Annotated in this window: 25 protein-coding genes and 1 pseudogene; 7 read left to right on the top strand and 19 right to left on the bottom strand. The window is 48.3% G+C overall.

Going from position 1 to position 24,360, the window contains the following annotated elements:
* Positions 1-3: 3 nt before the first annotated feature.
* Together GA520_RS21985 and GA520_RS21980 are read left to right on the top strand one after the other, a co-directional pair.
* Positions 4-1,722: an HD domain-containing phosphohydrolase gene (locus GA520_RS21985; RefSeq protein ID WP_163340643.1), complete on the top strand. Its 1,719-nt coding sequence runs from the start codon at positions 4-6 to the stop codon at positions 1,720-1,722.
* Complete coding sequence (locus GA520_RS21980) at positions 1,674-3,485, top strand: HD-GYP domain-containing protein (protein ID WP_163340641.1); 1,812 nt, start codon at positions 1,674-1,676, stop codon at positions 3,483-3,485. The genes GA520_RS21985 and GA520_RS21980 overlap by 49 nt, the downstream gene beginning before the upstream one ends.
* Here the strand turns inward: GA520_RS21980 and GA520_RS21975 are convergent.
* Positions 3,447-4,211 carry a TSUP family transporter gene (locus GA520_RS21975; RefSeq protein ID WP_163340639.1) on the bottom strand — a complete coding sequence of 255 codons (765 nt, stop codon included), beginning with the start codon at positions 4,209-4,211 and terminating at the stop codon, positions 3,447-3,449. The genes GA520_RS21980 and GA520_RS21975 overlap by 39 nt on opposite strands.
* Before the next feature lie 389 nt (positions 4,212-4,600).
* Here GA520_RS21975 and GA520_RS21970 point away from each other — a divergent pair, with 389 nt between their 5' ends.
* Together GA520_RS21970 and GA520_RS21965 are read left to right on the top strand one after the other, a co-directional pair.
* Positions 4,601-4,822 carry a Nif11-like leader peptide family natural product precursor gene (locus tag GA520_RS21970; RefSeq protein ID WP_163340637.1) on the top strand — a complete coding sequence of 74 codons (222 nt, stop codon included), beginning with the start codon at positions 4,601-4,603 and terminating at the stop codon, positions 4,820-4,822.
* A 204-nt stretch (positions 4,823-5,026) separates the two neighbouring features.
* Positions 5,027-5,209 carry a hypothetical protein gene (locus GA520_RS21965; protein WP_163340636.1) on the top strand — a complete coding sequence of 61 codons (183 nt, stop codon included), beginning with the start codon at positions 5,027-5,029 and terminating at the stop codon, positions 5,207-5,209.
* Between the two features lie 3 nt (positions 5,210-5,212).
* On the opposite strand, the gene GA520_RS21960 is transcribed toward GA520_RS21965, so the two are convergent.
* From GA520_RS21960 to GA520_RS21930, 7 genes are all read right to left on the bottom strand, one after another.
* Positions 5,213-5,884, bottom strand: coding sequence for a GntR family transcriptional regulator (locus tag GA520_RS21960; protein ID WP_163340634.1), 672 nt, complete (start codon positions 5,882-5,884; stop codon positions 5,213-5,215).
* A 198-nt stretch (positions 5,885-6,082) separates the two neighbouring features.
* Positions 6,083-7,312, bottom strand: a complete 1,230-nt coding sequence (locus tag GA520_RS21955) for a hypothetical protein (protein ID WP_163340632.1) — start codon at positions 7,310-7,312, stop codon at positions 6,083-6,085.
* 56 nt (positions 7,313-7,368) lie between these two features.
* On the bottom strand, positions 7,369-8,649 hold the full coding sequence (locus tag GA520_RS21950; protein ID WP_163340631.1) for a TRAP transporter large permease: 1,281 nt from the start codon (positions 8,647-8,649) through the stop codon (positions 7,369-7,371).
* A gap of 13 nt (positions 8,650-8,662) precedes the next feature.
* The gene (locus GA520_RS21945; protein WP_163340629.1) at positions 8,663-9,163 is read right to left on the bottom strand and encodes a TRAP transporter small permease; all 501 of its coding nucleotides are present in this window, start codon (positions 9,161-9,163) and stop codon (positions 8,663-8,665) included.
* Positions 9,164-9,227: 64 nt separating this feature from the next.
* A complete protein-coding gene (locus GA520_RS21940) occupies positions 9,228-10,223 on the bottom strand; it encodes a TRAP transporter substrate-binding protein (RefSeq protein WP_163340627.1) in 996 nt (331 codons plus the stop codon).
* A 179-nt stretch (positions 10,224-10,402) separates the two neighbouring features.
* A complete protein-coding gene (locus tag GA520_RS21935; protein ID WP_163340625.1) occupies positions 10,403-11,401 on the bottom strand; it encodes a D-cysteine desulfhydrase in 999 nt (332 codons plus the stop codon).
* A 24-nt stretch (positions 11,402-11,425) separates the two neighbouring features.
* Entirely contained in the window at positions 11,426-11,812 is a 387-nt protein-coding gene (locus GA520_RS21930) for a RidA family protein (RefSeq protein ID WP_163340623.1), read from the bottom strand.
* Between the two features lie 473 nt (positions 11,813-12,285).
* Here GA520_RS21930 and GA520_RS21925 point away from each other — a divergent pair, with 473 nt between their 5' ends.
* Positions 12,286-13,737, top strand: a complete 1,452-nt coding sequence (locus GA520_RS21925) for a pyridoxal-dependent decarboxylase (protein ID WP_163340621.1) — start codon at positions 12,286-12,288, stop codon at positions 13,735-13,737.
* A 38-nt stretch (positions 13,738-13,775) separates the two neighbouring features.
* Here the strand turns inward: GA520_RS21925 and GA520_RS21920 are convergent, their stop codons facing one another.
* Positions 13,776-13,943 carry a hypothetical protein gene (locus GA520_RS21920; protein ID WP_163340619.1) on the bottom strand — a complete coding sequence of 56 codons (168 nt, stop codon included), beginning with the start codon at positions 13,941-13,943 and terminating at the stop codon, positions 13,776-13,778.
* 266 nt (positions 13,944-14,209) lie between these two features.
* Between GA520_RS21920 and tnpA the strand changes: the two genes are divergently transcribed.
* Both tnpA and GA520_RS21910 read left to right on the top strand, forming a co-directional pair.
* Positions 14,210-14,653, top strand: a complete 444-nt coding sequence (gene tnpA / locus GA520_RS21915) for an IS200/IS605 family transposase (RefSeq protein WP_163336264.1) — start codon at positions 14,210-14,212, stop codon at positions 14,651-14,653.
* 79 nt (positions 14,654-14,732) lie between these two features.
* Positions 14,733-16,052, top strand: coding sequence for a uracil-xanthine permease family protein (locus GA520_RS21910; protein ID WP_163340617.1), 1,320 nt, complete (start codon positions 14,733-14,735; stop codon positions 16,050-16,052).
* 7 nt (positions 16,053-16,059) lie between these two features.
* Here GA520_RS21910 and yqeB read toward each other — a convergent pair whose 3' ends face one another.
* From yqeB to GA520_RS27320, 10 genes and pseudogenes are all read right to left on the bottom strand, one after another.
* Positions 16,060-16,869, bottom strand: coding sequence for a selenium-dependent molybdenum cofactor biosynthesis protein YqeB (gene yqeB / locus GA520_RS21905; RefSeq protein WP_163340615.1), 810 nt, complete (start codon positions 16,867-16,869; stop codon positions 16,060-16,062).
* An 11-nt stretch (positions 16,870-16,880) separates the two neighbouring features.
* Entirely contained in the window at positions 16,881-17,612 is a 732-nt protein-coding gene (gene yqeC / locus GA520_RS21900; protein WP_163340613.1) for a selenium cofactor biosynthesis protein YqeC, read from the bottom strand.
* A complete protein-coding gene (locus GA520_RS21895; protein WP_163340611.1) occupies positions 17,596-19,905 on the bottom strand; it encodes a xanthine dehydrogenase family protein molybdopterin-binding subunit in 2,310 nt (769 codons plus the stop codon). Before GA520_RS21895 ends, yqeC begins: the two co-directional genes overlap by 17 nt.
* The gene (locus GA520_RS21890; protein WP_163340609.1) at positions 19,905-20,354 is read right to left on the bottom strand and encodes a (2Fe-2S)-binding protein; all 450 of its coding nucleotides are present in this window, start codon (positions 20,352-20,354) and stop codon (positions 19,905-19,907) included. Before GA520_RS21890 ends, GA520_RS21895 begins: the two co-directional genes overlap by 1 nt.
* Positions 20,351-21,142, bottom strand: a complete 792-nt coding sequence (locus GA520_RS21885) for a xanthine dehydrogenase family protein subunit M (RefSeq protein ID WP_163340607.1) — start codon at positions 21,140-21,142, stop codon at positions 20,351-20,353. The genes GA520_RS21890 and GA520_RS21885 overlap by 4 nt, the downstream gene beginning before the upstream one ends.
* A 476-nt stretch (positions 21,143-21,618) precedes the next feature.
* On the bottom strand, positions 21,619-22,014 hold the full coding sequence (locus GA520_RS21880) for a NifB/NifX family molybdenum-iron cluster-binding protein (protein WP_163340587.1): 396 nt from the start codon (positions 22,012-22,014) through the stop codon (positions 21,619-21,621).
* A 142-nt stretch (positions 22,015-22,156) separates the two neighbouring features.
* A complete protein-coding gene (locus tag GA520_RS21875; protein WP_163340585.1) occupies positions 22,157-22,438 on the bottom strand; it encodes a hydrogenase maturation nickel metallochaperone HypA in 282 nt (93 codons plus the stop codon).
* Between the two features lie 425 nt (positions 22,439-22,863).
* Positions 22,864-23,055: a tyrosine-type recombinase/integrase gene (locus GA520_RS27325; RefSeq protein WP_163340583.1), complete on the bottom strand. Its 192-nt coding sequence runs from the start codon at positions 23,053-23,055 to the stop codon at positions 22,864-22,866.
* Between the two features lie 516 nt (positions 23,056-23,571).
* Positions 23,572-24,132, bottom strand: a complete 561-nt coding sequence (locus tag GA520_RS21870; RefSeq protein WP_240910262.1) for a hypothetical protein — start codon at positions 24,130-24,132, stop codon at positions 23,572-23,574.
* A 6-nt stretch (positions 24,133-24,138) separates the two neighbouring features.
* Positions 24,139-24,222: pseudogene (locus tag GA520_RS27320) on the bottom strand (hypothetical protein); the annotation flags it as partial.
* Positions 24,223-24,360: the final 138 nt, after the last annotated feature.

Raw genomic sequence — 24,360 nt, 5'->3', positions numbered from 1 at the left:
ACAATGCCCATTGCACAGCTCGCAAGGACCCGGGAGTTTGCGGATGAAATTCGGAACCTGTTTTACCAGAGGACGTTGATCTGCCTTTGGCTTGCGGTGGTGTTCTTTTCACTTTTCTCCTTTCTTGACGCGGTCTGTTGCAAAGAAAATTTTCGGCTTTTCCTGATGTTCCGGTCGGCCTATGTAGTGACTCTTGTCTGTTTTATTAATCTACTGGCAATTCCCTCTTTTAAACAATATGCGCCGCATTTCATCTATACCGCCATGGCTCTCGGTGGTTTTACAATTTCTCTGATGACGGTGCAATTGGGCGGGTTCTATTCCGGGTACTATGTAGGTATTCTACTTATGATCGCAGGGGCACTCTCGGTACTTCCGTTGCGCGTGACACAGGTCCTGGCTGTTGGCGGATCTATGTACCTCATCTATGTGTTGACCGTTCTGGTCGGTACGGCTGATGTTGAAAGGGCCCATCTTGTAGCCATGATGAACAATTCGTTTTTTTTCCTGGCCCTGGTGGGAGTGACGGCCGTGCAGAGTTATGACGATTTGCAGACGCTGCTCAAGTCTCTTGGTACGACGAGGAATTTGCAGGGTATCAGGGCAAAATTAACGGACTACCGGGGGGATTTGGAGGGGTTGGTTCAGCAGAGACTTGAAGAGCTTGAAGAGTCTGATTTGAAGTACCGGGATCTTTACGACAGTATTCTCGATCTTGTGGTGCTTATCGATACTCGTGGACGGATAAAGAAGATAAATAGTCACAGTGTTGTCCTTCTGGGACTTGAACCGGCAGAGCTTCAGGGTAGTTTTCTGGCTGATTTCATAAGGGTAAAACAAGGGGGAAGAGAATTTATTGCGAATGTCATAGCCGATCTGCATGAGGGGGGACAGGTTCGAGGGGTACAACTGCAGCTAAAAAACATTTCAGAGAAAATAATTGAGGCAGAGCTGAGTGCCAGCCGGGTTGCTTTGGAGAGCGGTTTTTTTTACCAGTTTGTGATCCGGGATATATCATCGACAAAACAAGTGGAAAGGATGCTTCTTGATTCGGAAAGACTGCTTGATACTTCCAGACAGGCTGCCATCTTCGGACTTGCCAAGCTTGCGGAATGCCGGGATGACGATACCGGAGCCCACCTCAACAGGATTCGCGACTATACGCGCCTGGTTGTTGAAGATCTTGCAAGTCAGCCCGGTTATGAACGCGAGATTGATGAGCAATTTGTCGAGGATATCTTTCGCTCGTCAGTACTTCACGATATTGGCAAAGTAGGCATCCCGGACTCAATTTTGCTCAAACCGGGGCGGCTTACCAGGGAAGAATTCGATATCATGAAGGCTCATTGCCGTTACGGCAGTGACATCCTGGCAGGTGCCGAAGATAATGACAACGAGGTGACCTTCCTTCTTCTTGCCAGGGATATAGCGTGTCATCACCATGAGCGGTGGGATGGAAATGGCTATCCGGACGGACTTGTCGGAACAGCTATTCCGCTGGCAGCAAGAATTGTATCATTGGCCGATGTGTACGATGCCTTGACGTCAACCCGCGTTTACAAAGCTGCATATAGTCATGATGAGGCACGGGGGTTGATAACAAAGGAGAGCGCGGGACAGTTTGACCCGAATATTGTCGATGCTTTTGTTCGCAGGGAAGCAGAGTTCAAGGAATGCAGGATGCAGTTCCTGCTTCAGGAATCAAAGAGAACTCCACCGTAAACACCATGGAAAGCTATCAGCAGGAAGTGAGGGCATTACACCATCGCAGGGTGAACTATATCGTTCTTGGCGGTGGTTTGCTTATGCTCTTGTTTGCCTTTCTCGATTACCTCATAGTCCCTGAGTTGTTCAGTGAGTTTTTCATCTACCGGCTTGGGGCTGCCTTGTTTGGTATTGCCCTTTATGCAGCAAATTACCACGACATTAAAAGTAACTATTCCTTTGTAATAGGTTTTTGCGGCTACCTGGTTGTTATGGTAGTCATAATGGTCATGATCTTCAGGATGGGCGGTACCAGCTCTCCCTATTATGTCGGCTTGATTATATCTGTAACCTTGTATGTGACGCTGGCACCCCTGACCATGATACAGACCCTTGTTTGTGGCCTGATTCTGATTGTCTGCTACTTTAGTACCATACGGCTTGGGCTGCCATCTTCTCCTCTTTATTCAGTCGAGTTGTTCAGTAATCTATTTTTCATTATTTGTTTTGTGCTCATCATTGCCACCCAGAGTTGGGCTGATACCGCTGCGCGGAGAAGTGAATACCGGCTGCGGGAGGAAGAGCGAAGCGAGGCGGATGAACTCTCACAGCGAGTAAAGGGCCTTGAGCTGGAAGTGGAAAAACGGTCAATGGAACAAGAGATAATGGAGGAGAGATACCGCTTATTGTTTGACCAGATAGCTGATGGGGTTGTGGTTGTTAATCCTGGTGGGTTGATTGTTCAGTCCAACATTGCCTTTAATGAACAGTTTTGTGCAGGCAGGAACCTGGCAGGTGCGTCCTTTTTTGATATCTCGCCAGAAGAGGAGCACAAAGGACTTAAGGAGATTTTCCTGGCAATCAGTAGCCGCGGCATACCGGTCTCTGCTGGTCGTTTTTCCCTCTACAATAAAAGCGGGACACTTCTGGATGTGGAAATTAACGGAAGTCTCCTGGAGCGCCGGGATGAGGTGGTGGGGATACTGTTGATTATAAGGGACCTTACGATACGGAAGGAGATGGAGGAAAAGCTGAAAGAATCCCTTGAGATAAAGAAAAAGACAGAGGTGTCTGCAATTCTGGTGCTGGCAAAACTTTCTGAGTTTAAGGACCTGACGCCGGCCAATCATCTGGAGCGTATTCGGGAGTATTGCAAGCTTCTTGCCATGGAATTATCCGGATATGAGGAGTTGGGTGAAGTGATGACCTCCAATTACATCGAGGACATATATCATGCATCCATCCTTCATGATATTGGCAAGGTTGCAATACCCGACGAATACATGGCAGGGGATGCACCGTTGGAAGAGTATGAGAAGGATTATATCAGGAGGCATACCCTGATCGGTGGAGATGTGATTAAAGAGATGGCAGCAGAAGGTGGAGGCGGTGGCTTTCTGCCTATGGCCAAGCATATTGCCTATTTCCACCATGAAAGATGGGACAGCAAGGGTTATCCCTATGGATTGGCAGGCCGGGAAATACCTTTGGCAGCAAGGATCATGGCGCTTGCCGACTATTATGAAGAAAGAACTGTCGGCTCAGGGCAAGAGCCAGGCAGAGACGTGCACCGGAGGGCCGTGGATTATATCATCAGTTGCAGTGGTACCATGCTGGACCCGATGCTTGTTGATGGTTTTGTGAATGTCCAGGAGTCGTTTTATCAGGTGCTTACCTCGTTCCCGGCTGGCACGTCTGACGCGGTTGAAATGATGGCAATGCGGTCTCGGGCACAGAGTGCTTCAGTAAAGGGTGAAAAAGAATTTCACCAACATACCTAAACACATCACTACAATCAGTATGCGCAGGAATTTGGGGTTGATCATGAAAAGGCAGTGAGAACCGGCCCAGGCACCAAGCGCCTGACCGGCCATCATGAGGATCCCTGCAGTCCAGACGACCTTTCCGGCGACGAGAAAAACGAGCAATGACGAGATATTCGTTGAGAAATTAAGGGTCTTGGCGACTGCAGTGGAGTGAATCAAACCCTGTCCCCGCAAGGAAACCCCGGCGAGGGCGAAAAAAGAACCGGTGCCAGGTCCGAACATGCCGTCGTACCAGCCTATTACCGGGACAACCAGGTTTCGGTATAAGGACAGGGGAAGTTTCGGTTCTGTTGCTGTTTCCGATGGTAATGGTGAGAAGAGGAAGTAGACAGCGATAACAACCAGCACGCCTGGGATAATAAAGGTCAACATGGCTGTATCGATAAACTGCACCGCACATGTCCCCAGTGTGGAGCCGATAAACGCGGCCAGCATAAGTATTTTTACATCCTCCCAGCGAACCCTTCTTTTGCGCAGCATCATAAACGTCGCCGTAGCGGTGCCCATGCTTCCCTGCAATTTGTTGGTGCCGAGCGCAAAGAGAGGGGGGATGCCGCTTAAGATAAGGGCGGGTAGGGAGAGAAGACCGCCCCCTCCCGCCAGGGTGTCGAGAAAGGCGGCAACAGTGGCGGTGCCAAAAAGAAAGGCGAGTAACTCGAAAGACAGGTGTATGGATTCCATTACAGCTCCGTGGGTCGTTAATTTCAGGCTAAGCATAGCAGAAATTGTGGTGAATCCAAATAAATAACGACTGTTTTCATCTCATTTATAATCTGACAACACCAAACTGAAGTGCTTAGTACAATAATGGACAGGGATCATTTTTCAATGCCTGAGTTGGTTCTAAATTGCTACCGACACGACATAAGTGTAGGGAGATAACAAAATTGTCGAGCGTGAAAAGGCGCTAGGCACTCCAACTGCGACATATTATCAAGTGGCTATGCTAATAAAATATTGATTGTATAGCTTTTTTTAGTTGAACGTGTGGTCTGGCATGGCTGTTGCTCTTTAGTTATTAAATTACGGACTGGTTCCACAGGGACGAAATAACAGATAAGGTGAATATCATGTCGAAAAAAAATGTAGAGGATTTTCTTATTGCCGGTGGTTCTAATGAAACACTTCGGATGAAGTATGATGCCATAAAAGGTATGGATGAGTTTGTTGCCACAGCAAATGAAGACGGTCACGACTTCAGTTCGGATGAACTTGAAGATGTACTCCGTGAATCGGGCGATTCATTCGAATCGTTCGGGAATCCGTCCAAGAGAATGATCTGGTGGTTTTAGTCTGAATCAAGCATTAGTTAGTTCCCATCCAAAAACGCAGCATTCTGTTCTATATCGAGGCGTGGCTTCATTAATTACCGCACGCATATGTACGATATTCGGAGGATAACTAATTTTGCCGGAACGCTGAGATTGGGCAGAAGGGTAGTTTTAGGACAGGAGCTAGTTAAAGCGGTGCCCGATTCAAAGTTATGGCAGTAGATCATGGCAGGTTATATCTACTGCCATAACACTGCCAGGACAGTACGGCATGGGGGAGCCTTTGGTGAATGTGAACCATTGAAAATGCCGGGCAAGGAGGGGGGCGAGAAGAGGGACTATTGTTTCCCCGTCTGCGGGTTTTGGCCGGAGATCGGCAGGGTAATCCGTGACAAGCGATTGAACTGATAGTTACGGGGTGTCCTGCATCGCCCTTTCGCAGATCTCCGCCATCCTTTTTCCGGCATCCAGATAGTGGTTTCTTATACAGGCTTCCAGTTCGTACACTTCACCCTTTTTCAATGCATCAACAATGACTTTATGTCTCCAGTATACCTCCTCAATAGAGTAGAGCTGGATCCAGTACTTGAAAAGAAGGAACTTCGATATGCCCTGGCATGATCTGGTGCAGAATTCGAGGAGCAGTTCGTTGTCCATTCGGGAAAAAAGGATTTTATGAAACTTATCATCGAGATGGGCGATTTTTTCTATCGGCTCATTGTTCTCCGATATAAGCCGCATTTTTTCTGCAATATCCTCCAGTTTCTTTATGTCCCGAAGTGTATATTTCTGGATGACCGAGCAGACGGCCGCGGCTTCGAGTATGCCGCCGGTGAAATAACTGTCACGGATCTGTTTTGGGGTTAACTCCGTTATGAATTTCCCTTTTTGTGGAATCCAGACGACTAAACCTTCCTTTATAAGAATCTGGAGGGCTTCCCGAATCGGGGCGCGACTTATTGACAGTTTTTTAGCTATGACCAGTTCCTTAACTTTGGTGCCTGGTTTGTAGGTGCCGTCAAGTATGGATCTCTTGATATACGTGACGACGAGATCTGTGTATGTCTGTTTTTTCAATTCCAAACCAGTTTTCCTTATTGGGGTTAGTTTTGCATGGGGTGCTTCCTAAAGCCCGGTGGAGCGAAACCGTTGTCAAGGTTAAGTGAATACATTGTTACCTGTAAATTGAAAATTATTCAATACAGGGAGCTGGCAGGTGTAATTATATGAAGCTTCGGCGATACAATTGAGTCAGGGGTGGTCCTCTTTATTGCACACCTATCATGAAAGGAAGGCGAAGTCTTTTTCATTGAAATTGCGTCTTGCATCACATTCATCATTTGCGGCCTGGATATTTTCAGCCAGGAGAGGAACCGCATTTTCAATTACCTCCAGGTACATGTCTGAGTCCTGGGCGGTAAATGCCGGAATTTTCCAGATATGAATAGCAGACTCTGAGATGGCCATGGAGAGAACTGCTGCGCTGCCCGGCATGAGACCGCCTCCTCCAACTATATCGTGGAGCCTTGAAGACATGAAGGAAATACCTCCAGCGTCTTCGCTGACCAGTAAAGCAAGTTCACCGATAATCTGCACTTTCTCCCGCGAAGTTTCAGATTGGGCCAGGGCCTTACCCAGGTCGGCGATCCTGTTTCCAAGGGCGCGGGTGGCTGAAGCGATTTCACCGGTTTCACGGATATAGGCAGTGTCTGTTTCGATACAGAGATGATTGGCCATTGCTGTACCGCGTACAAGCGAGTCATATACGATCCTGTTGTCCACATCTTTGTTTATGCGAACCCAGAAAGCGTTCTGGTCACGACCTTTACAGATGGCGGGAACGTACGCCTTGCTCTCCAGTACGATAGTTGGGAGGTGGTCAAGGCCCAATTCCTTCATTAACGTAGCTTTCCTGCCAAGCATTATGTTGCCTTCAAGATCCTCGTCCGGGCCAAGGCCACCCTCGTTGGCATTGAGTACGGCCATGACAGAGACAGGGATGCCGTCAATCTCAATGACACTCCCGATACATTTTCCAACTTTGCCTTGCATGCCTTCCGGGCAGGACCGAAAAGATTGCCGGTACCGTTTTTCGAATGTATCGATGACAGCTAGGCAGGTTGCGGTTTGCAGGGCTACCGGTAGTTCGAGGCATCCTTGACCGTAAATCCTGCCAAAGGCGGCGAATGCTGCACTTTGGCTATAAACGGCATCGAGACCGATAATAAGGCGGGCCAGGGTTGCCTCGTATGGCGTAATCCCCCTTCTCGCCTTTGCGGTACCGGTGCCGCCATCCTGCGTTTTTACGGTGACGGTCCCGGTGTCAATATCCGCCTCGACGGAGGAAATCGTTGTGCAGACCGGGAAGGCACGACGAAGAAGGCAGGCAATTACTGCAAAACCTGCTGTATCATCCTGAACAAAACCGGAGTGGCTATGTACGTGACCGGCACCTGCGTGCCCGGTAATACCGAGAATTCCTTGGTCCTTGGTGCTCTTGGTAACATTCATAGCTCGCTCCTTATTTGTTGTCTAATCTTAGACTTGAGTTATAACGCTCTTTTCTACTACAGGCCCGGTAACCAAAGTGCTATCTGCGGAATAAATGTCAGTGCCAGGAGCGCCAGGATCATGGTCAGCAAAAACGGCATGACCGCCACACTGAGTTTTTCGATGGAGATGTTGGCGATACTGCAGCCGACGAATAGGTTGACCCCGACCGGCGGCGTTAAAAAGCCCATTGATGAACAGACAATCATGACAATACCGAAATGGATCGGGTCTACACCGAGCACCTTGACTACCGGCAGAAGCAGTGGGGTTAGGATCAGGATGTTTGCCAGCGCATCCATAAATGTTCCCATGATGAGCAGGAAAATAAGGATTATCGGCAGTAAAATATATTTATTGTCAGAGATGCTGACGAGGATTTCTACGAGCATGTTCGGGAGATTGTAGAACAGCAGGATCTGGCCGAGAGCTGTGGCTGTGGCAACCACGAGAAAAATAGACGAAGTTGTCAGCGCGGTTCCTCTAAAAACATCTATTACTTTTTGCCAGCTGAGGGTGCGTAAAAAAAGACCTTCGACAATAAGTGAATAGACGACAGCAATAACCCCGGCTTCTGTCGGTGTGGTCAGCCCGCCATAGATTCCACCAAGGACGATAATTGGCACCATGAGAGCAGGGAGTGCATCCCGGAAAGTGATGGCAATCTCTTTTATCGGGGCTCTTTTTCCTGTACCGGTAAAGCCATATCTTTTCGCCAGGATATAACTGCATACCATCAGGCAAAAACCAATGAAAAGGCCAGGAATTATTCCGGCGATGAAAAGATCACCAACTGAAACTCCGGCAGTGGTGCCGTAAATGATAAGAGGGACACTCGGTGGAATTATAACTCCAAGGCATCCCGCAGCGGTGTTCACGGCGGTGGAAAACGATTTGGAATATTTCTCCTTTTCCATGGCGGGAATCATAATACCGCCAACTGCCGCCACTGTGGCCGGGGCAGAACCTGAGAGGGAACCATAAAATAAACTGGTCAGAACAGAAATATGGGCCATACCGCCAGTTAAGTGGCCGACCAGAGCCCTGGAAACAGAAAGAAGCCTTTGGGCCATACTCCCTTTTTGCATGATTTCACCGGCCATAATAAAAAACGGAACGGCCATGAGGGGGAAAACATCCAGGGATGTGATCATTTTCTGGATAAGAAATTCGTATGGCAGCATGTCGCTGAAAGTCATTCCTACAACAACGCTTAAACCAATGGCGATACCTATGGGGACGCTTAGCAGGAGAAATGTTGCCAAGGCAACAAAGGTCAATATGATGGCTAAGTCCATTGTCAACTACTCCTTAATTAATCTCTATTTCGGCAGGATTGATTTTCCCCGTTATTAACCAGTACAGTCTCTCAAGTGTTCGAAGCCCCATAAAACCAAGCCCAACCGGCATGCAGAGGTAGACCCAGTAGGCGCTAATTTCCAGAGCCGGAGTTTTCTGCCCGGTTCCTGCAAGGAATATGATGAATTTTACCCCGAGAACAGTGGCGAATATGCAGAATGCAAGGGTGAAGAATGAAGCAAGAATGGTTATGGGTCGAGCAAATTTGCCTTTAAAGACAGTTCGTAGAATGGTCACTTCAAGGTGCCTGTCCATCTGGGTTGCATAGCTGCAACCAACATAAACAGACCAGATAAAGAGATAGCGGGCAAGCTCTTCGGACCAGTCGAGAGAACTTTGGAGAACGTATCTGTTAAAAACTTGAACCGCGGTTATGCCTGTCATTACTACCAGTGAAACAGATGCAATAATCATCTCCACACTGGGTATCATGGATTTCGGCGTACTTTTCATGGTGGAACTCTCCATTGTCTCGTAATACCGGGTGGTGTAGAACCACCCGGTATATTAGATACGCTTATTCACCTGCAATGGTCGCCTTGGCTTTTTCGATCAGGTCTTTGCCAATTTTGTCTTCAAATTGGGCGTAGACTCCAGCTGTTGCAGCTGCCCAGCGCTTTCGTTCTTCAGGGGAGAGAACGGTAACCGTTACACCTTTGTCGGCGAGTTTCGCCATGATTTCTTTCTCGCCATCACGAATGAGCTTACGCTCGTAGAGCTTGATTTCGTCGAAGGTGGTGAGAACAAGTTCTTTATGCTCTGGTGAAAGGCTATCGAGGAAGCGCTTTGAAATCATTACCAGGTGCGGGCTGAACAGGCTGTTAACGATGGTTACGTGGTTGTTGACCTCGGGGAAGTTGTTGTGCCATGCAAGGTTGAGATCAATGTCGATTCCGTCAACAGTTTTTTGTTGCATCGCGGTATAGACTTCACCCCATGAAATTGGAGTTGGGTTTATGCCAAGACTTTTGAGGGTCGCGATATGCGCTTTGGAGGGTGTTGAACGAATCTTTAACCCCTTTGCGTCCTCAAGAGTTGCCACTGCTCTGTTATTGTTCCAGAGGTTACGAAAGCCAATTTCAATGTAGCCAAGTCCGATAATGCCACTGCTTTCCAGAGCTTTTGTAGCATTCATCCCTATGGGACCATCGGTGATTTTATCAGTCGATGGGTAATCGGGAAAGAGAAACGGCAAGTCAAAGATGAGGAATTCATTGGAGAATGGGGAAAGGTTCGGAGTTGAAGCAGAACCCATCTGGAGCATGTTGAGCTGAAGACCCTGCACTACACTGTCAAAGTTGCCGAACTTGGAACTGTCAAAAATGTCGACACGAAAAGCGCCGTTACTGCGCTCTTCCATGAGTTCCTTGAATTTGATGAAGGCCATCCCCATCGGATGCTGCGGCACGTTCGGGTGGGCCAGTTTGATGACGATCGGTCCTGCAAAAGCAGAGGACATTCCCAGGCACATGCAGAGTACCAGTGCGGTTAATACGGTTTTGAAACTTTTCATTGACTCCTCCTGAAGGTTTGGACGATCTTCCAGCATCCCAAGTATGCTGTCTGATCTTGTGTGTAAAATAAAGATACACATATCGTTGTTTGACACATTGCTACAGAAAGAGGACTATCGAGCACCTTGAAAAAACTGATTTATCAAGGTGCTTCTCTACTGTAACAGTGTATCGCGGATTACCTGAAAGTATCAAGGTACGCATAGAGTGCCGGTGAGCCACCGGTATGGAGGAACAGTACATTGGCGCCCTCCTTGAAATGGTCCTTGCGTACTAGGTCGATGAGTCCGGCCATTGCCTTTCCGGAATAAACGGGATCAAGTAGGATGGACTCGGTTTGAGCGAGCAGCTTAACGGCTTCCGTCATGCTGTCGGTGGGGAGGGAATAGCCCGGTCCGACATAGCCGTCAAAGCACGTCACCTGGTCTGCCGGTATCTCTTCCCGCATTCCAAGGCGCTCGGCAGTTTCCATAGCGAGTTTGTGTACAATTTCTTCCTGTATATCTTTTTTTCTGCTGACATTGATGCCGGAAACAGGAATGCCTGCATTGGTGCCGTACATGCCGACTACGATACCCGCGTGGGTTCCTGCACTGCCGCTCGGAACGACCATGTGATCGATGTGCAGGTTTTTGCAGAACATCTGTTGCTGGATTTCCTTGGCGCAGGCGACATAGCCGGTGGCTCCGATAGCGTTGGAGGCACCACCAGGGATGATATACGGCTTCTTGCCATCACCTTTCAATTTATCTGCGAGTTTTTCCATTTCGCCTAGCATGTCGGAACCGCCAGGGACGACGGATGTGCTTTTAACACCCATCAGCTGGAAAAGGAAGTTGTTGCCGGAGCCGTCTTCCTTGTAGCTGCCGGGTACACGTTCTTCCAGGATGAGGTGGCAATCCATAGCCTCCTTGACTGCCCATGAGAGGGTAAGGCGGCAATGGTTCGATTGCACGGCACCACAGGTAATTATCGTGTCAGCACCGTTTTCAATGGCGTCTGCGATACAGAAATCCAGTTTCCTGGTTTTGTTTCCACCGGCACAACCAGGTAACAGGTCGTCTCGTTTGATGAAAATGTTCACTTTGCCGCCGAGGGCTTTGGAGAATGCCGGTAACGCTTCTATCGGTGTTGCATCCTGTACGTAATTTCTTCTGGGGAATTGAGTTAGATTCATATTTCTATCCTGTAAATGTGAAGTTCATTTGATGAGTACAACGGCTTCTATTTCTATATCAGCGCCCAATGGAAGGGCGGCTACCTGGAAAGCACTTCGTGCCGGAAATGGCGTTGAAAAATATTCGGCATAGACGGTGTTGACTTTCTGGAAATCCCCGATGTCTGCCAAAAATACTGTCGTCTTTATAACGTCTTCAAGCTTGCCGCCAGCGGCCTCAATGACTGCGGCAAGATTCCTGAGAACCTGATGTGCGCGGTCTTCAACAGAGCCTCCCACCATCTTTCCTGTCGCCGGGTCGATCGGCAATTGGCCGGAGGTGAAAAGCAGGCTGTCAGTTTTCATTGCCTGGGAATAAGGGCCAACAGCGCTGGGGGCGCTTGCTGTCTCGATTGCTATTTTTCTATTCATTATCTCACGTGGGTTGTGTGTTTTGTATTTAATGTGTCTTAAGTGTTTGTAAAAGAGCTAAAAAATGGCTTAGAAAATGTGTAATGTCGACATTTATAGTTTTTCTTATGCCAGACTTGCCCATCCTTGTCAAATAAAAAAGAAGCATCCAATGGAAGATATATTGATTTTTCTATTCTATTCAAAACAGATAGCATGTAAAATTTATTTAGACGTAGAAACAGCCCTTTTGCTTGGAAAGAAGCGGTGTTGTAATACTGTGCTGTCAAAAAATTAACTGCCGCTTTGATATAAATATCTTGCCTGTTTCAACACGAGAAGTGTAGATATATAAAATACCGTGATGTATTGCCATATCATTAATGTCGACATTTTTTTACTGTATGGATAAACTATTTCAATAGCTGAACTGCTGTATCTTCACATCAGGGATAGCACCTTGTAATTGATACTATTACGTAGAGAGAAGAGATATGGGGAAGACCACACTGGACCCTGAGGATTGGGGCGCTTTTCGTTCATCGGCCCATAAAATGCTGGATGATGCTCTGGATAAAATGGAATCCGCACGAGACGGCAGGGTCTGGAATCCTTTACCGGAGAAGATGAAGGCGGCTTTGCAGTCGGAGATACCTAAGCAGGGATTGGGCATTGATGAGTTACGCCAAAAGCTTGCTGACCTACTTCCCTACGGAGTAGGGAATACCCATCCTCGGTTCTTCGGTTGGGTTCACGGGGCCGGGAATCCTGGCGGTATCCTTGCAGAGATGACCGCTGCGGCCATGAATGCAAATCTGGGTGGTCGTGATCACGGAGCCATATATGTTGAAAAGCAGGTGGTGGAATGGTGCCGTCAGATGATGGGTTTTCCGGCAGGGGCAAGCGGGCTTATTGTCTCAGGAACTTCGATGGCGACAATTATTGCCCTGAAAGTAGCACGGGATCAGCGGTTCAATTTTACCTGCAGGCAGGAAGGTCTATCCGGGAGGAGACTGGTCGGTTATGCCTCTTCACAGTCACATTCCTGCCTTGGCCGGGCCTTTGATCTGCTTGGGCTGGGAGCCGCAGCGTTGAGGAGAATTGAGTGTGACCATAACTTCCGCATGGATACAGCTGAGCTGGAGGAGACAATTACAAGGGACCGTGCAAGAGGGCTGGTCCCGTTTGTTATTGTCGGCACGGCAGGGTCTGTGAATGTCGGGGCCATAGATGACCTGCAAACCATCAACATGATTGCTGAAAGAGAAGATCTCTGGTTGCATGTGGACGGCGCCTTCGGTGCCACTGCGGTTCTGAGTAAAGATCTTAAGGGAAGGCTTGCAGGGCTTGAGCAGGCGGACTCGCTGGCTTTTGATTTTCACAAATGGCTGCATGTCAATTATGATGCAGGGTGCATCCTTGTCCGGTCAGGTGAGTCGCACCTACGCTCCTTTTCAGGCAGACCGGAGTATCTGGCAGGTGAAGGACAAGGCTTGGCAGCGGGAAGTCCATGGCCTGTTGATTTCGGGCCGGAGCTTTCGCGAGGATTCAGGGCGCTTAAAGTCTGGGCGCATCTTCTTGAGCACGGTGTTGAAAAACTTGGTCGTGCTATCAATGAAAACTGTGTGCAGGCCGCTTACCTGGCAGAAAAAATTACAGCTTCTTCTCTTTTTGAGCTCGCCGCTCCGGTAACGCTTAACATCGTCTGTTTTCGCTACGTGTCGGAATCCGTCAACGATCAGGATGAACTAAACAGGTCTATTGTCATCAATCTTCAAAATAAGGGGATCGCTGCACCTTCAACGACCATTTTACGCGGAAAACTGGCGATCAGGGTGAATATCACCAACCACCGGACTGAGTGTGGTGATCTCGATCTGTTTTTTGAAGAGACAGCAAAAATTGCGGTGGAACTCGAGAGGGCCGCGTCGTCGAATGGCGTATGAATGCCACATCGTCTTAGAGAGGGGTTGAGTTGGGAGGATTAATCCTCGTAATCATACTCACCCTTACCGCACAGAAAACACCGCAGGACCGGATCGTCACTGTCGAAAATGTATTCCCACTTGTATTCCTTGATCTTCTCTTCCTGCTCTTTGACACAAAAGGGGCAGATCCATTTGTCGCCTTTTTCAGTTTCAAATAAATGCATTCGGTTATCCTTGCACGTGAATTTTTCGGGGTAATTCCTGTATAAGCCGTACAGTGTGCGGCTGTTGTGATTACAGCCGGGAAACTGTATCCTGTTTAAGCCAGAAAGGCTATGAATAATGTCTTTTTATGTCTCACAAAGGATACCTGGGTTGACGTCAAGGTATAATATTTGCTAAAAATAGCGCCTTCTATCAGTTTAGTGTCCCCGTCGGGGATGGTTGAAACCCCTCGCCTTTAGGCGAAGAGAAGATTAAAATTGTCGCTATGCGACGTTACAGACTTGGATCTCATACAAAAACAGACCTGAAGGTGCACATAATTTGGATCCCCAAGTATCGAAAAAAGGTACTGAAGGGTGAAGTTGCTGTGCGCACTCGTGATATCCTCAGGCAAATTGCATATGAACATGAACTTGAAGTGATCTCTGGCAAAGTAGCGAGCGATCATGTTCATATGTTTATAGGGTATCGACCGACCCAGAATATAAGTAAAATCGTTCAATGGTTAAAAGGAATCAGCTCGCGGGTCCTATTGTCCGAATTTACCCACCTAAAAAAGCAATTTTGGGGCAGGCATTTATGGGCTCGAGGTTACCTTGCCGTGAGTTCAGGCAACATAACCGATGAGATGATTCAACAGTATATTGAAGAGCATGAGGGTGAACCGGTTAATGCCGACAACAGTCGATTTCCAATCGACCCCTCTTGAACCCCTCGTCTTAAAGACGAGGGTTGTTTAGTGTCCCACCACTTAATGAAGGAATGATCCATATACCTAGAGGTTTTGAATGTCCGCGATGACCGAAAAAGATGTACGCAATCCAGATTACCTGCCGCCCCTGCACCAGTCGATACCACTTGGGATACAACATGTGCTTGCCATGTTTGCATCCAATGTAACTCCGGCAATTATTATCTCGCTGGCTGCAGGCTTTACCTTCGGCTCTGCTGAGATGGTATACATGATCCAGATCGTCATGGTTTTTGCCGGTATTTCCACACTGTTCCAGACCGTGGGATTGGGGCCGGTCGGTGCAAGGCTTCCTGTTGTTCAGGGGACCAGTTTTGCCTTTATCCCGATCATGATACCGATTGTGAAAACAGCGGGTATGGCTGCGCTTTTCGGAGGCGTTGTTATTGGTGGGATATTTCATTTTTTGCTTGGAACCGTGATCGGGCGGCTTCGTAACCTGTTGCCTCCCCTGGTGACAGGGATTGTGGTGCTTACCATCGGCCTTTCCCTTATTCCGGTTGGTATCAAATATGCTGCGGGTGGTGTACCACTTATGGGGAAACCAGAATTTGGCGGATTGGAGCACTGGAGTCTGGCCCTGGTCGTGATTTTTGTAACCCTGGCATTGAAATTCTTTACCCGGGGGTTGTTCTCTACGGCTGCCGTTCTTGTTGCACTTGTTGTAGGCTACCTGGTCGCTATTCCTATGGGTATGGTCAACCTGAGTAAGGTGAGCGGTGCTGCCTGGTTTGCGATGCCATCCCCTCTCCACTTTGGTTTTGAGTTTAATGTGGCGGCAGTTGTCGGCATGTGTCTGATGTCGTTTGTCTCGGCGATTGAGACTGTGGGTGATATTTCGGGAATTACCAAAGGTGGTGCGGGCCGGGAGGCTACAGATAAGGAAATCTCCGGCGGCACCATGGCCGATGGCTTGGGAACCGCTATTTCCGGCATATTCGGCGGATTACCGAATACCTCTTTTAGCCAGAATGTCGGTTTGATCTCAATGACCGGTGTCATGAGCCGTCATGTTGTTACCTTTGGTGCACTCTTTCTGGTTCTGGCAGGGCTCATCCCGAAAGTGGGGGCGGTCATTGCCGCAATGCCCATTGCAGTTCTTGGCGGCGGTGTGATTGTTATGTTCGGTATGGTTGTCTCCGCAGGTGTCACTATGTTGAGCGAGGTCGCCTGGAACAGGCGCAACATGCTGATCCTGGCTATTTCGCTTTCCATTGGTCTTGGTTTGCAGGCGGTCCCGGAGGCTTTGCAGCATGTGCCTGGTACCCTGAAGATTTTGCTTACCTCAGGCATTCTGCCGGCTGCCGTTTTATCAATTGCCCTGAATGCCGTTTTGCCTGAAGAGCTTAAAGGATAGAAATATTTTATGGATGTGCCCTGTTCATAACTGAGAGCAGGGCTTCAAGAACGCCGCCGGAGATACAGCGTGCCTTGTCTGAGATGGTGAAACAATTCTCTGGCTCGTTCATGCGGGGATCGACGTCCGCAATTTTCATGTTCTCCTTCACCCTGAACCGATCCCGAATCATTCCCCTCACCAGCCCGGTTAGAGGTGCGTGGACAGGGATTGTGCCGATGCGGGCAATGATCTCACCTTTCTGTACAGCGCTCCCGATATCCCTTTTGATTTCAAGGATGCCCGCTACTGAAGCATGTACGACGCGCTCCCGGCTGTAACCTTGTATATCACCCGGAACGCCACTGTTGGGCAGGGGCGGGCCGGAGTGGATCAACCGGCCGAGATTGTGGCCGCGGGCGGTTTCGATGACGCAGTGAACATCTCTGCCTGCATGAAATCCAGGTCCAAGGGCAATGGTGTATGGGGCCATTGCCATGTATGTACCGAAATTTTTTTTCCCTACGATGGCATCAACAATCACCCCGGCCTGGATTCTATGTAGGTGGCTGCAGCACGGATCAATAAATAAGGGAATATTTTTGCGGTTCCAGACCTCATGCCTTTGGCTCAGTTCACTGATACGTTCTGCGGTAACCCCTTCCACAGTCTGTTGTCCGTCGTACACGGCTTCGCTCAAAGAAACCCGTCGTCTGATTGCCGATGGATTCTCGGTTTCAAGAACGAGAAGTCGGAAGCCGCAGTTATACAGTCTGCAGATTGTGGCGGTGGCGATATCACCGGCTCCACGTATGATTATCAGGTTATCGTCTTCCATCTCGTAAGGTCTCAGCTGTAGACTTCGGCCAGGTGGAGACTGCCGCCAAAGCACTGTAACTGAGGCAGCAGATTGCGAAGCTCAGCTGCTTTAGCAAAATCATTGGCAGATTCCATTCTATTGAAGAATACGATTTTTTCTCCACGACTGTTCACAAAAATCCCTTTGCGACCTTCAATAAGTCGTTGTAAATGGGAGAGGGTGACGGCTTCTCCTTGTCTGGCTCCGGTCAAACTGAGGAATTGGGGGAGTCGGTGAACATTGTGTTCATTGACGACCATATTGATCGTGTTGATATCGACAATACCAATGGTTTTTGTGGTGAATTCGGGAATTACCGGTTCGTTCTCCCGCCAGCCTTTCAACCTTTTGCAGGCAGCCCCGTCAGCTTCATTCAATACAAGATCAAACCGATCTCTCGCTGATTGCAGCACGTCAAATGAGCAACCGGTAATTTTGTCATCTTTGTAAGCTTTAGAGCCACCGACATAAATGCCTGGGTCGAGTTCCTGCTGGCTATCAAACAACATTCCGCTCAGATCGATCCGGTCATATTGATTCCTTGCCGGTACCAGTATCCTTGTGGTTGTTGTAACGAGTACCCTGAAATCCATGTCACGTGCTTCCTGAGCAAGATGATACATGAGAGAGGTTTTGCCTCCGGCTCCGCTCAGACAAATGAGATCTCCTCTTTGTATCGCGAATGCTGCAAGAAAGGATACATCTCTATCCCACCGCTTCATCACTTTCCAGCATGGTCATCAGCACTTTTTCGCCTGTCACCGGCAGATCCCGGAAGTAGTGGCTGGTAGCGTTATGGATGGCGTGGGCAATGGCCGGAGCCGGAGTGTTGCAGACGACCTCGCCGACGGATTTGGCACCAAAAGGGCCGGTCGGTTCGTTGCTCTCTTCAAAAGCGACCTGAATGTTGCCTATATCCTCTCTGCAGGGAATTTTGTATTCCATAAAAGAATCGGTGGCCAGTCTGCCCCTTGAACTGTAACGAACATCTTCAAACAGGCCAAGTCCAATACCCATAACCACACCGCCTTCCACCTGGATGCGTGCGAGATTTTCATTTAATACGGTACCGCAGTCGACCACGGCGACGAAATCGGTAACTTCGCTGACCCCGGTTTGCAGGTCAACCACCACCTCGGCAAAACCTGCGATGAAAGGAGGAGGGGAGGTGTTGCCGCCAAAAGACCCTTTGGCGACGAGTTGGTCCTGTCCCTCGAATGAGCAAAGTTTTTGGGCCAGTTCTGAGATGGTCATGGTTGTGCCATCCGTCATTGTAAAGGTGCCGGATTCATAAGTCAGGTTGGTAATCCCTGTGTTCAGAAAACGAGCAGCCGCTTCGAACATTTGCTTTTTCATGTCTTCCGCTGCCAGTCGCGTGGCATTTCCGGTAACGTAGGCACCGCTTGATGCGTAGGCACCAGGATCATAGGGAAGGGTATCCAGGTCAAAGCTGCAGACCACCACTTCATCCATGGAAATTTCCAGGATGTCAGCGGCTATCTGGTTTTGGATGGTATCCGAGCCCTGGCCCATGTCCGAGGCGGAGTGACTGAGTGTGAAAAAACCGTCTTCATTAAGTTTAATGAGGACCGAGGCAGTATCAATATTGGCGATACCTGAGCCTTGCATGGTGACAGCCATGCCATATCCACGCATCTTTGTGTCGCTGATCTTTGTTGCTGGATAGTTCTCCTGCCAGCCGATCAGTTGTTTGCCCCTCTCGATACATTTATGCAGACTGCTGCTGGTCAGTGTTGCAGGTTGCCCGGGGACGGAACCGCATAGTTCCGGATGACTCTGCCCTTCACGCGTAAGGTTTTTTGCTCGTAGTTCTGTGGGATCGATCTGCAGTGCATCTGCAAGTTCGTTGATAGCCGACTCGAGAGCGAAGGTCCCTTGAGTTGCACCGTAACCACGAAGAGCCCCGCCCGGTGTTTTGTTGGTGTAGACGGCGTGACCATGATATCGGCACGCCCTGGCATTTCCATACATCGGTAATGTCTTTTGGCCGACGACCCAGAAGACGGTTGGGGCGTGCTCACCATAAGCGCCGGTGTCAGATATACAATAGATATCCACCGCCTTGATATTCCCATTGTTGTCGGCGCCGAGACGTACCTTGAGTGTCATGGCGTGACGACTGGTCGTACAGCTGAAAGTTTCCTTACGGGTGTAAACGAGTCGGGCTGGTCTCCCTGTTTTCATGGTGATCACGGCGGGGAAAATCTCCATGGCCGCTGTCTGTTTGCCACCAAACCCGCCGCCCACCCGAGGTTTCAGTACCTTTATCCTCGATTTCGGGATGTCGAGGATGTGGGAGAGATGGCGTCGAACATGGTAGGGAATCTGGGTAGAGGTCATTATCTGCAATCGGCCGTTCACATCAAAAGAGGTGGTTGCCCGGTAGGTCTCCATCATGGCGTGAGCCTGCGGTTGCGTGCGATATGTCTGCTCAATGATCACATCGCTCTCTGCCAGTTCCTTCTCCACATCCCCCTGTTCGGTGTAGTGACTTGCGGCAATGTTTCTGGAGGCATCATTACCGATCTCGAAATTGGTGAACGGCTGGCGGTCATGTACGAGAATTTCGTTGTCAATGGCGTTCTCAGCGTCAAGTAACGGCTCATATATCTCGTATTTGACCTTGATCCTGTCCAGGGCTCTTGTGGCGCTCGCCTCATCAACAGCTGCGACGATGGCGACCTCGTCACCCACATAACGTAAAGTTCGGTCGAGGATTTTCCGGTCGTATGGAGATGGTTCCGGAAACGATTGCCCGGCAAGGGTAAATTCTGTTTGGGGTACATCTTCCCAGGTTAGTACGCATTCAACTCCGGGAAGAGCCCGTGCTTCTGCAGCGTCGATAGAGACAATTCGGGCTGAAGCATGCGGACTCCTGAGTAGTTTAACGATGAGAGCATTATTAGTAATGTCCAGATCACTGGTATAAGCCGGGGTGCCCTTTACCAGCTCCCTGCCGTCAATTTTGGGAATCGGTTTGCCGACAAAATTCATTACTCAACCCCCATATATTTTTTTATTGCCCGCATTTGGGACTTATACCCGGAACAGCGGCAGAGATTACCGGCGAGATAATGGTTCATAGCCTCCTCGGTAGGATGGTCGAGTTCATTTTTCATGGCAAGTACTGTCATGGTGAATCCGGGGGAACAGAAACCGCATTGTTCGGCCCCTTCCTCTACCATGAAACGGGCGAAGTCGGATGCTTCATCCTGGACACCCTCGATGGTGGTTATGACGCAGTTTGCCATTCGCGCGGTGAGGGTTGAGCAGGAGAGAACCGGTTTCTGATCAACCCAGACGGTACACAAGCCGCAGGAGGAGGTCTCACAGCCTTGCTTTACCCCCAAATAGCCGTAACGCCTGAGCGTATCGTAAAGGGCTTCACCCGGGGGGAAGTCAAGCGTTACCGTACGGTTGTTGATCGTTGTTTCAAGCTTCATTTATGTACCTCCGCAAGGCAACGTTCGATCAGAACGGGACAAATTGCACTCCGGTATTTGCCTTTTCCTCTCGGGTTGTCCCCAAACTTGAGTTCCTCGGCGGCAATTTTTCCGGCTTTGCTGGCGGTGTCGGCATTAAGCCCGTTTGCCAGCAGATATGCCTCTGCCCTGGTCGCACGTTGCGCTTTGCCCGGCCTGCTGCCAACAACTATCCGAAAAGAATCGGTTGTTACCGTTACTGCACAATTGAGTATTGCGTAGTCGGTGTTGGATTTGCGGATACTGGCAAATGCTCCGTTCCTGACATCATCCGGTATGGTAATCTTGACCACAATATCGCGGAGTCCCTTGGTTTCAAGGAAATCTGCCAGGTCAATCTCTCCATGATTAAAAAGTGCAACCTTCGCATCGAGTGCCAATAGAGCTGTTATCGGGTCAGAAAAAGCGTAACGACCGGCTACTGTACCACCTGTAGTTACGATATTGCGTAACTGCACCCCAACGATATGGCTTACGGAGTTGGCAAGCATTCCGCCCCATAAATCAGAGGTTAAAGGGCTGGTCTCAATGGCTCGTAGTGTCGTCATGGCCCCTATCTCAATGGTGTCCTCTCTCTTTTCAATGAAGTCAAGATTAAGATGGCTGAGATCGATGGCGGTGGCTATCTTTCGGGAACCGAGGCGGAGATAGCCGCATCCGCCTAATACTACACTGTCTGGCTCCGATATGTATGCCCGATACGCCTCTTCCAAATCTTTGGCGTAGAGAATATTTTTTATCTGCAGCATATGACTGTCCTTTAAGGGATAACGCGTTAAACAATGAGCATCTTTTAATGGGATATTCGTGTGAGTATACCCGAAGACAGGGGGGAAAGAACATACTCTATTTAGTCGGGGAGAACACTCTTTTGGCAGAGCAGGGTAAAACCTTTATATTATTGACACCATGATCCTGTTCTGAAAGAGTGGGTATCGGCTTGGTCATTATTCTGAAAATTGGCGGGAGTAAGCCATGAGTGTTCCGTGAGGAAAATACTATCCTGATTTCAAAAGAAATTGAGTATCAAAAATGGTTCCGGGAGAGAATAAGGAGTTGTGACACTATTCAAAAGCACTTCACTTCATCATTCCCTTAAAGGGCTAGTCCCGGTAGCCCCTCACAAACCGGAAGTATAATCAGAATTATTGGTTGGTGATTGCAACTAAAGGATACCTTGAATACGTTCTTTTCGAAATTTCTCTTCAAGATACCCATTTCTATGTCAATGATGACAGTTGCTTCCTCCACCACAAGCTTGATCGTGACCCATTACGGGAAGCTTACCTTCTACAAAAGCTGCGGCAACATCACTGACCAGTGAATACTCATCTTTTGGTGCAAAATAGACGGTCATGCCGATCTCGTCACAAAGGGCCAGCGGGGTTGCTCCCATACCGCCGACAATTATCTTTTTCACACCGGCATCAGCCAGGGCCCGAACCGGGGCCATACAGCCACCGGAGTCATGAGCAACGCTTTGCTGGGTGCTGACACCCACCACTTTATCACCTTCAACTTCAAGTAAGGTATAAAGATCGGCATGACCGAAATGACCTGAACGCTGGGCGTCGATTCCTCCAGGGTTATCTGAAGGTACTGCAATGAGGTAGGACGACATTCTCTTCACCATTTAGTTTGATTACGGGACTGTGAATAACAATCTCAGGTTCCCTAGATTGTAATGCGAATATTTTGCCTACGCCAATTTGGTACCAGGTGAAGAGTTTGTCAAGGTTTTCCATGGGTGTTTTACTTAAACGTTACAGGAAAGGGGTGAAATTCTTTCCACCGAACTGAATATTCTCTGCTGTGGGGTTCATAGGTGCCACAGCGTGGACACCACCACACTGAGGACAACTCCCAACGTATGTTGACAGTGAAAAGTGTTCTCCACATCCTTGGCATTTTGTTTCCAGGGCGCCGTTTCGAATGGGTTGATCCCGAATAGTGCCCTCATGGGCATTGTAGACAAACTCGACCAGATCTCTTCCTTTTGAAAAAGGCCCGGCCCCATCTCCACACCCACATCCACATCCAGACATAATCATTTCCTCCTATTAGAGATTATAAGTTTTCTACGGTGGGTTGATATTGTACGTTGGAAAAGCATATTCTATGCAGCTAACAGGAGAAATGACCCAAGTCAATTCGTTCGCATAATCTTATTTGCTTGAATGAAAATGGTTTGGTGGCGCAGTGTTGTATTTTTAGAATGAGTTGAGTGGGAAGTCGTATCTTGTAAAGCCGCTCTGTGAGTTGGAGCTACTTTGCAAGTAGTCGTGGATGAAGAGAAACAGGACGTATAAATTTGCGGAATTGCGAAATGGTTAACATTGCCATTTTGTATACGTAACAACCCTGTTTCTTCTTGTTGTTTTAGATGATTACGTTGTCTTGTTATCCCTTCTTTTCTTCTTTTAAGTCAAGATTTTTTATAGTAACACCGTCCTGTACCAGGCGGCGTTGATCAACACATGACGTTCCACGATGTCAGGTTACCTTTTATTTCCATGACCCTGGTCATTGATTGGTAGTAATCCATGCGAGCCCTCTGATTCGATAACCTGGCATACCTCAGTGTTGTTTTAATCCGGCTATGGCCCAACAAGTATTGGATCGTTATAATGTCGGCACCAGCGTTGAGTAAATCTGTGGCCATTGTATGACGGAGTTGATGACAGGATAAATAGAACTGCCCTTCGTCCTGGCAATGATAACTTAATGATCAGCTTCTGGAAAATACCAATCAGAAAAAGACCTACAAGACGATCCGGTTCAGCTATTGACACTGTTTAGACTTCTCTTTGATCCACCATACACGACACAACAGTGCTACCTTTCTCTATTTACCTGAAAGGTAGGGAAGATACTACGCTGTTATTGTGTTACGTGAGTACCCTCAGTATCCAAATTACAAGAGGCGGTTAGTGAAACACATTCCGCCTCTTCAAAGCCTATCGAAATCACTAATTATTGGTATTGTTTTTTTTGTATTTCCTATAATTAGTCACAAAAAAATATGCTCCCACAAGTAACAAGCCAATATAGCCGAATAAATCAGCAAGCATGAAGCGACCAGACTGCGTAAGTGTAATCACTATCAAGATAAGAGAGCATGTTAACAAGCCTACAGCAATGACAATATTTCTCTTGTATTTATTCATTTCAAAAACCTCTATTTTGAGTCCTCTTGGCATCCTTGGTTTATTTCGGTAGATTGCAGAATGACGCCTGCCCCTTCTGTTGCACCAGTAGTTATTTCCAACACACCTGGAAATTTTACTGTCCAAGTACCAATCGATTGTCCTAACATCAAAGAACTGACAATTAGATCATTGCTTTTGGCCCTACTGGGATTGCCGGTAATTGCTAAGGTTGCCACAGTTGGAGCTGTAGCTGCCGGAAACTCTTCCTCAATTCCCATAAAACCAGCTGTGATCTCTGAAATACCATGAGATAGCGCAGGTATAGAAAAGCCAACTAAAGAACCAACTACAATAGAAGCAGCCCCCATACTTTGAACTTCACTGTATGCAGCACCTACGATACCAAGAATTCCCCCAATTGTTTCGACAACTCCTTTCCCGACACGACCCCACTGTATAGTAGTATCTCCATTACCGTGAGCATCTTCAAGACTCCCCGGTGATCGAGTATCATCCATTCCCTCCTTATCAGCGAATAAACCTAAAACATCAAAAAGATTAATAGGATTGTTGCTCAAATATTGATACAAATTTGGTCCATCAAAGATAATACCGCTGGGATCAGTGGTAGTCCAATTCCCAACCTCAGCATCATACTTCCTGAAGTGGAAATGATACAGATTGCTCTCTGGATCTAATCGCTGCCCAGTAAAGGCTTAAGGATTGTCAGCGAGATCTCCCCCTAATACCTCACCAAAAGCATCATATTGATACCTGGTCTTCAGTTTGCCTTGATGATTGGAGAGCCCTGCTACACT

It is taken from the genome of Desulfopila sp. IMCC35008 (genome assembly GCF_010646885.2).
GTDB lineage: Bacteria > Desulfobacterota > Desulfobulbia > Desulfobulbales > Desulfocapsaceae > Desulfopila.
This window is presented reverse-complemented; position numbering and strand designations above follow the sequence as displayed.

What these genes read in the sequence shown, in the direction of transcription:
- GA520_RS21875 (WP_163340585.1), bottom strand. Translation starts at nt 22,438, where the DNA reads ATGTCTGGATGTGGATGTGGGTGTGGAGATGGGGCCGGGCCTTTTTCA.
- GA520_RS21920 (WP_163340619.1), bottom strand. Translation starts at nt 13,943, where the DNA reads ATGCATTTATTTGAAACTGAAAAAGGCGACAAATGGATCTGCCCCTTT.
- GA520_RS21975 (WP_163340639.1), bottom strand. Translation starts at nt 4,211, where the DNA reads ATGGAATCCATACACCTGTCTTTCGAGTTACTCGCCTTTCTTTTTGGC.
- GA520_RS21895 (WP_163340611.1), bottom strand. Translation starts at nt 19,905, where the DNA reads ATGAATTTTGTCGGCAAACCGATTCCCAAAATTGACGGCAGGGAGCTG.
- GA520_RS21930 (WP_163340623.1), bottom strand. Translation starts at nt 11,812, where the DNA reads ATGAATAGAAAAATAGCAATCGAGACAGCAAGCGCCCCCAGCGCTGTT.
- GA520_RS21925 (WP_163340621.1), top strand. Translation starts at nt 12,286, where the DNA reads ATGGGGAAGACCACACTGGACCCTGAGGATTGGGGCGCTTTTCGTTCA.
- GA520_RS21965 (WP_163340636.1), top strand. Translation starts at nt 5,027, where the DNA reads ATGGCAGGTTATATCTACTGCCATAACACTGCCAGGACAGTACGGCAT.
- tnpA (WP_163336264.1), top strand. Translation starts at nt 14,210, where the DNA reads ATGCGACGTTACAGACTTGGATCTCATACAAAAACAGACCTGAAGGTG.
- GA520_RS21945 (WP_163340629.1), bottom strand. Translation starts at nt 9,163, where the DNA reads ATGAAAAGTACGCCGAAATCCATGATACCCAGTGTGGAGATGATTATT.
- GA520_RS21970 (WP_163340637.1), top strand. Translation starts at nt 4,601, where the DNA reads ATGTCGAAAAAAAATGTAGAGGATTTTCTTATTGCCGGTGGTTCTAAT.
- GA520_RS21940 (WP_163340627.1), bottom strand. Translation starts at nt 10,223, where the DNA reads ATGAAAAGTTTCAAAACCGTATTAACCGCACTGGTACTCTGCATGTGC.
- GA520_RS21950 (WP_163340631.1), bottom strand. Translation starts at nt 8,649, where the DNA reads ATGGACTTAGCCATCATATTGACCTTTGTTGCCTTGGCAACATTTCTC.
- GA520_RS21980 (WP_163340641.1), top strand. Translation starts at nt 1,674, where the DNA reads ATGCAGGATGCAGTTCCTGCTTCAGGAATCAAAGAGAACTCCACCGTA.
- yqeC (WP_163340613.1), bottom strand. Translation starts at nt 17,612, where the DNA reads ATGAAGCGGTGGGATAGAGATGTATCCTTTCTTGCAGCATTCGCGATA.
- GA520_RS21910 (WP_163340617.1), top strand. Translation starts at nt 14,733, where the DNA reads ATGTCCGCGATGACCGAAAAAGATGTACGCAATCCAGATTACCTGCCG.
- yqeB (WP_163340615.1), bottom strand. Translation starts at nt 16,869, where the DNA reads ATGGAAGACGATAACCTGATAATCATACGTGGAGCCGGTGATATCGCC.
- GA520_RS21955 (WP_163340632.1), bottom strand. Translation starts at nt 7,312, where the DNA reads ATGAATGTTACCAAGAGCACCAAGGACCAAGGAATTCTCGGTATTACC.
- GA520_RS21880 (WP_163340587.1), bottom strand. Translation starts at nt 22,014, where the DNA reads ATGTCGTCCTACCTCATTGCAGTACCTTCAGATAACCCTGGAGGAATC.
- GA520_RS21935 (WP_163340625.1), bottom strand. Translation starts at nt 11,401, where the DNA reads ATGAATCTAACTCAATTCCCCAGAAGAAATTACGTACAGGATGCAACA.
- GA520_RS21890 (WP_163340609.1), bottom strand. Translation starts at nt 20,354, where the DNA reads ATGAAGCTTGAAACAACGATCAACAACCGTACGGTAACGCTTGACTTC.
- GA520_RS21885 (WP_163340607.1), bottom strand. Translation starts at nt 21,142, where the DNA reads ATGCTGCAGATAAAAAATATTCTCTACGCCAAAGATTTGGAAGAGGCG.
- GA520_RS21985 (WP_163340643.1), top strand. Translation starts at nt 4, where the DNA reads ATGCCCATTGCACAGCTCGCAAGGACCCGGGAGTTTGCGGATGAAATT.
- GA520_RS27325 (WP_163340583.1), bottom strand. Translation starts at nt 23,055, where the DNA reads ATGGCCACAGATTTACTCAACGCTGGTGCCGACATTATAACGATCCAA.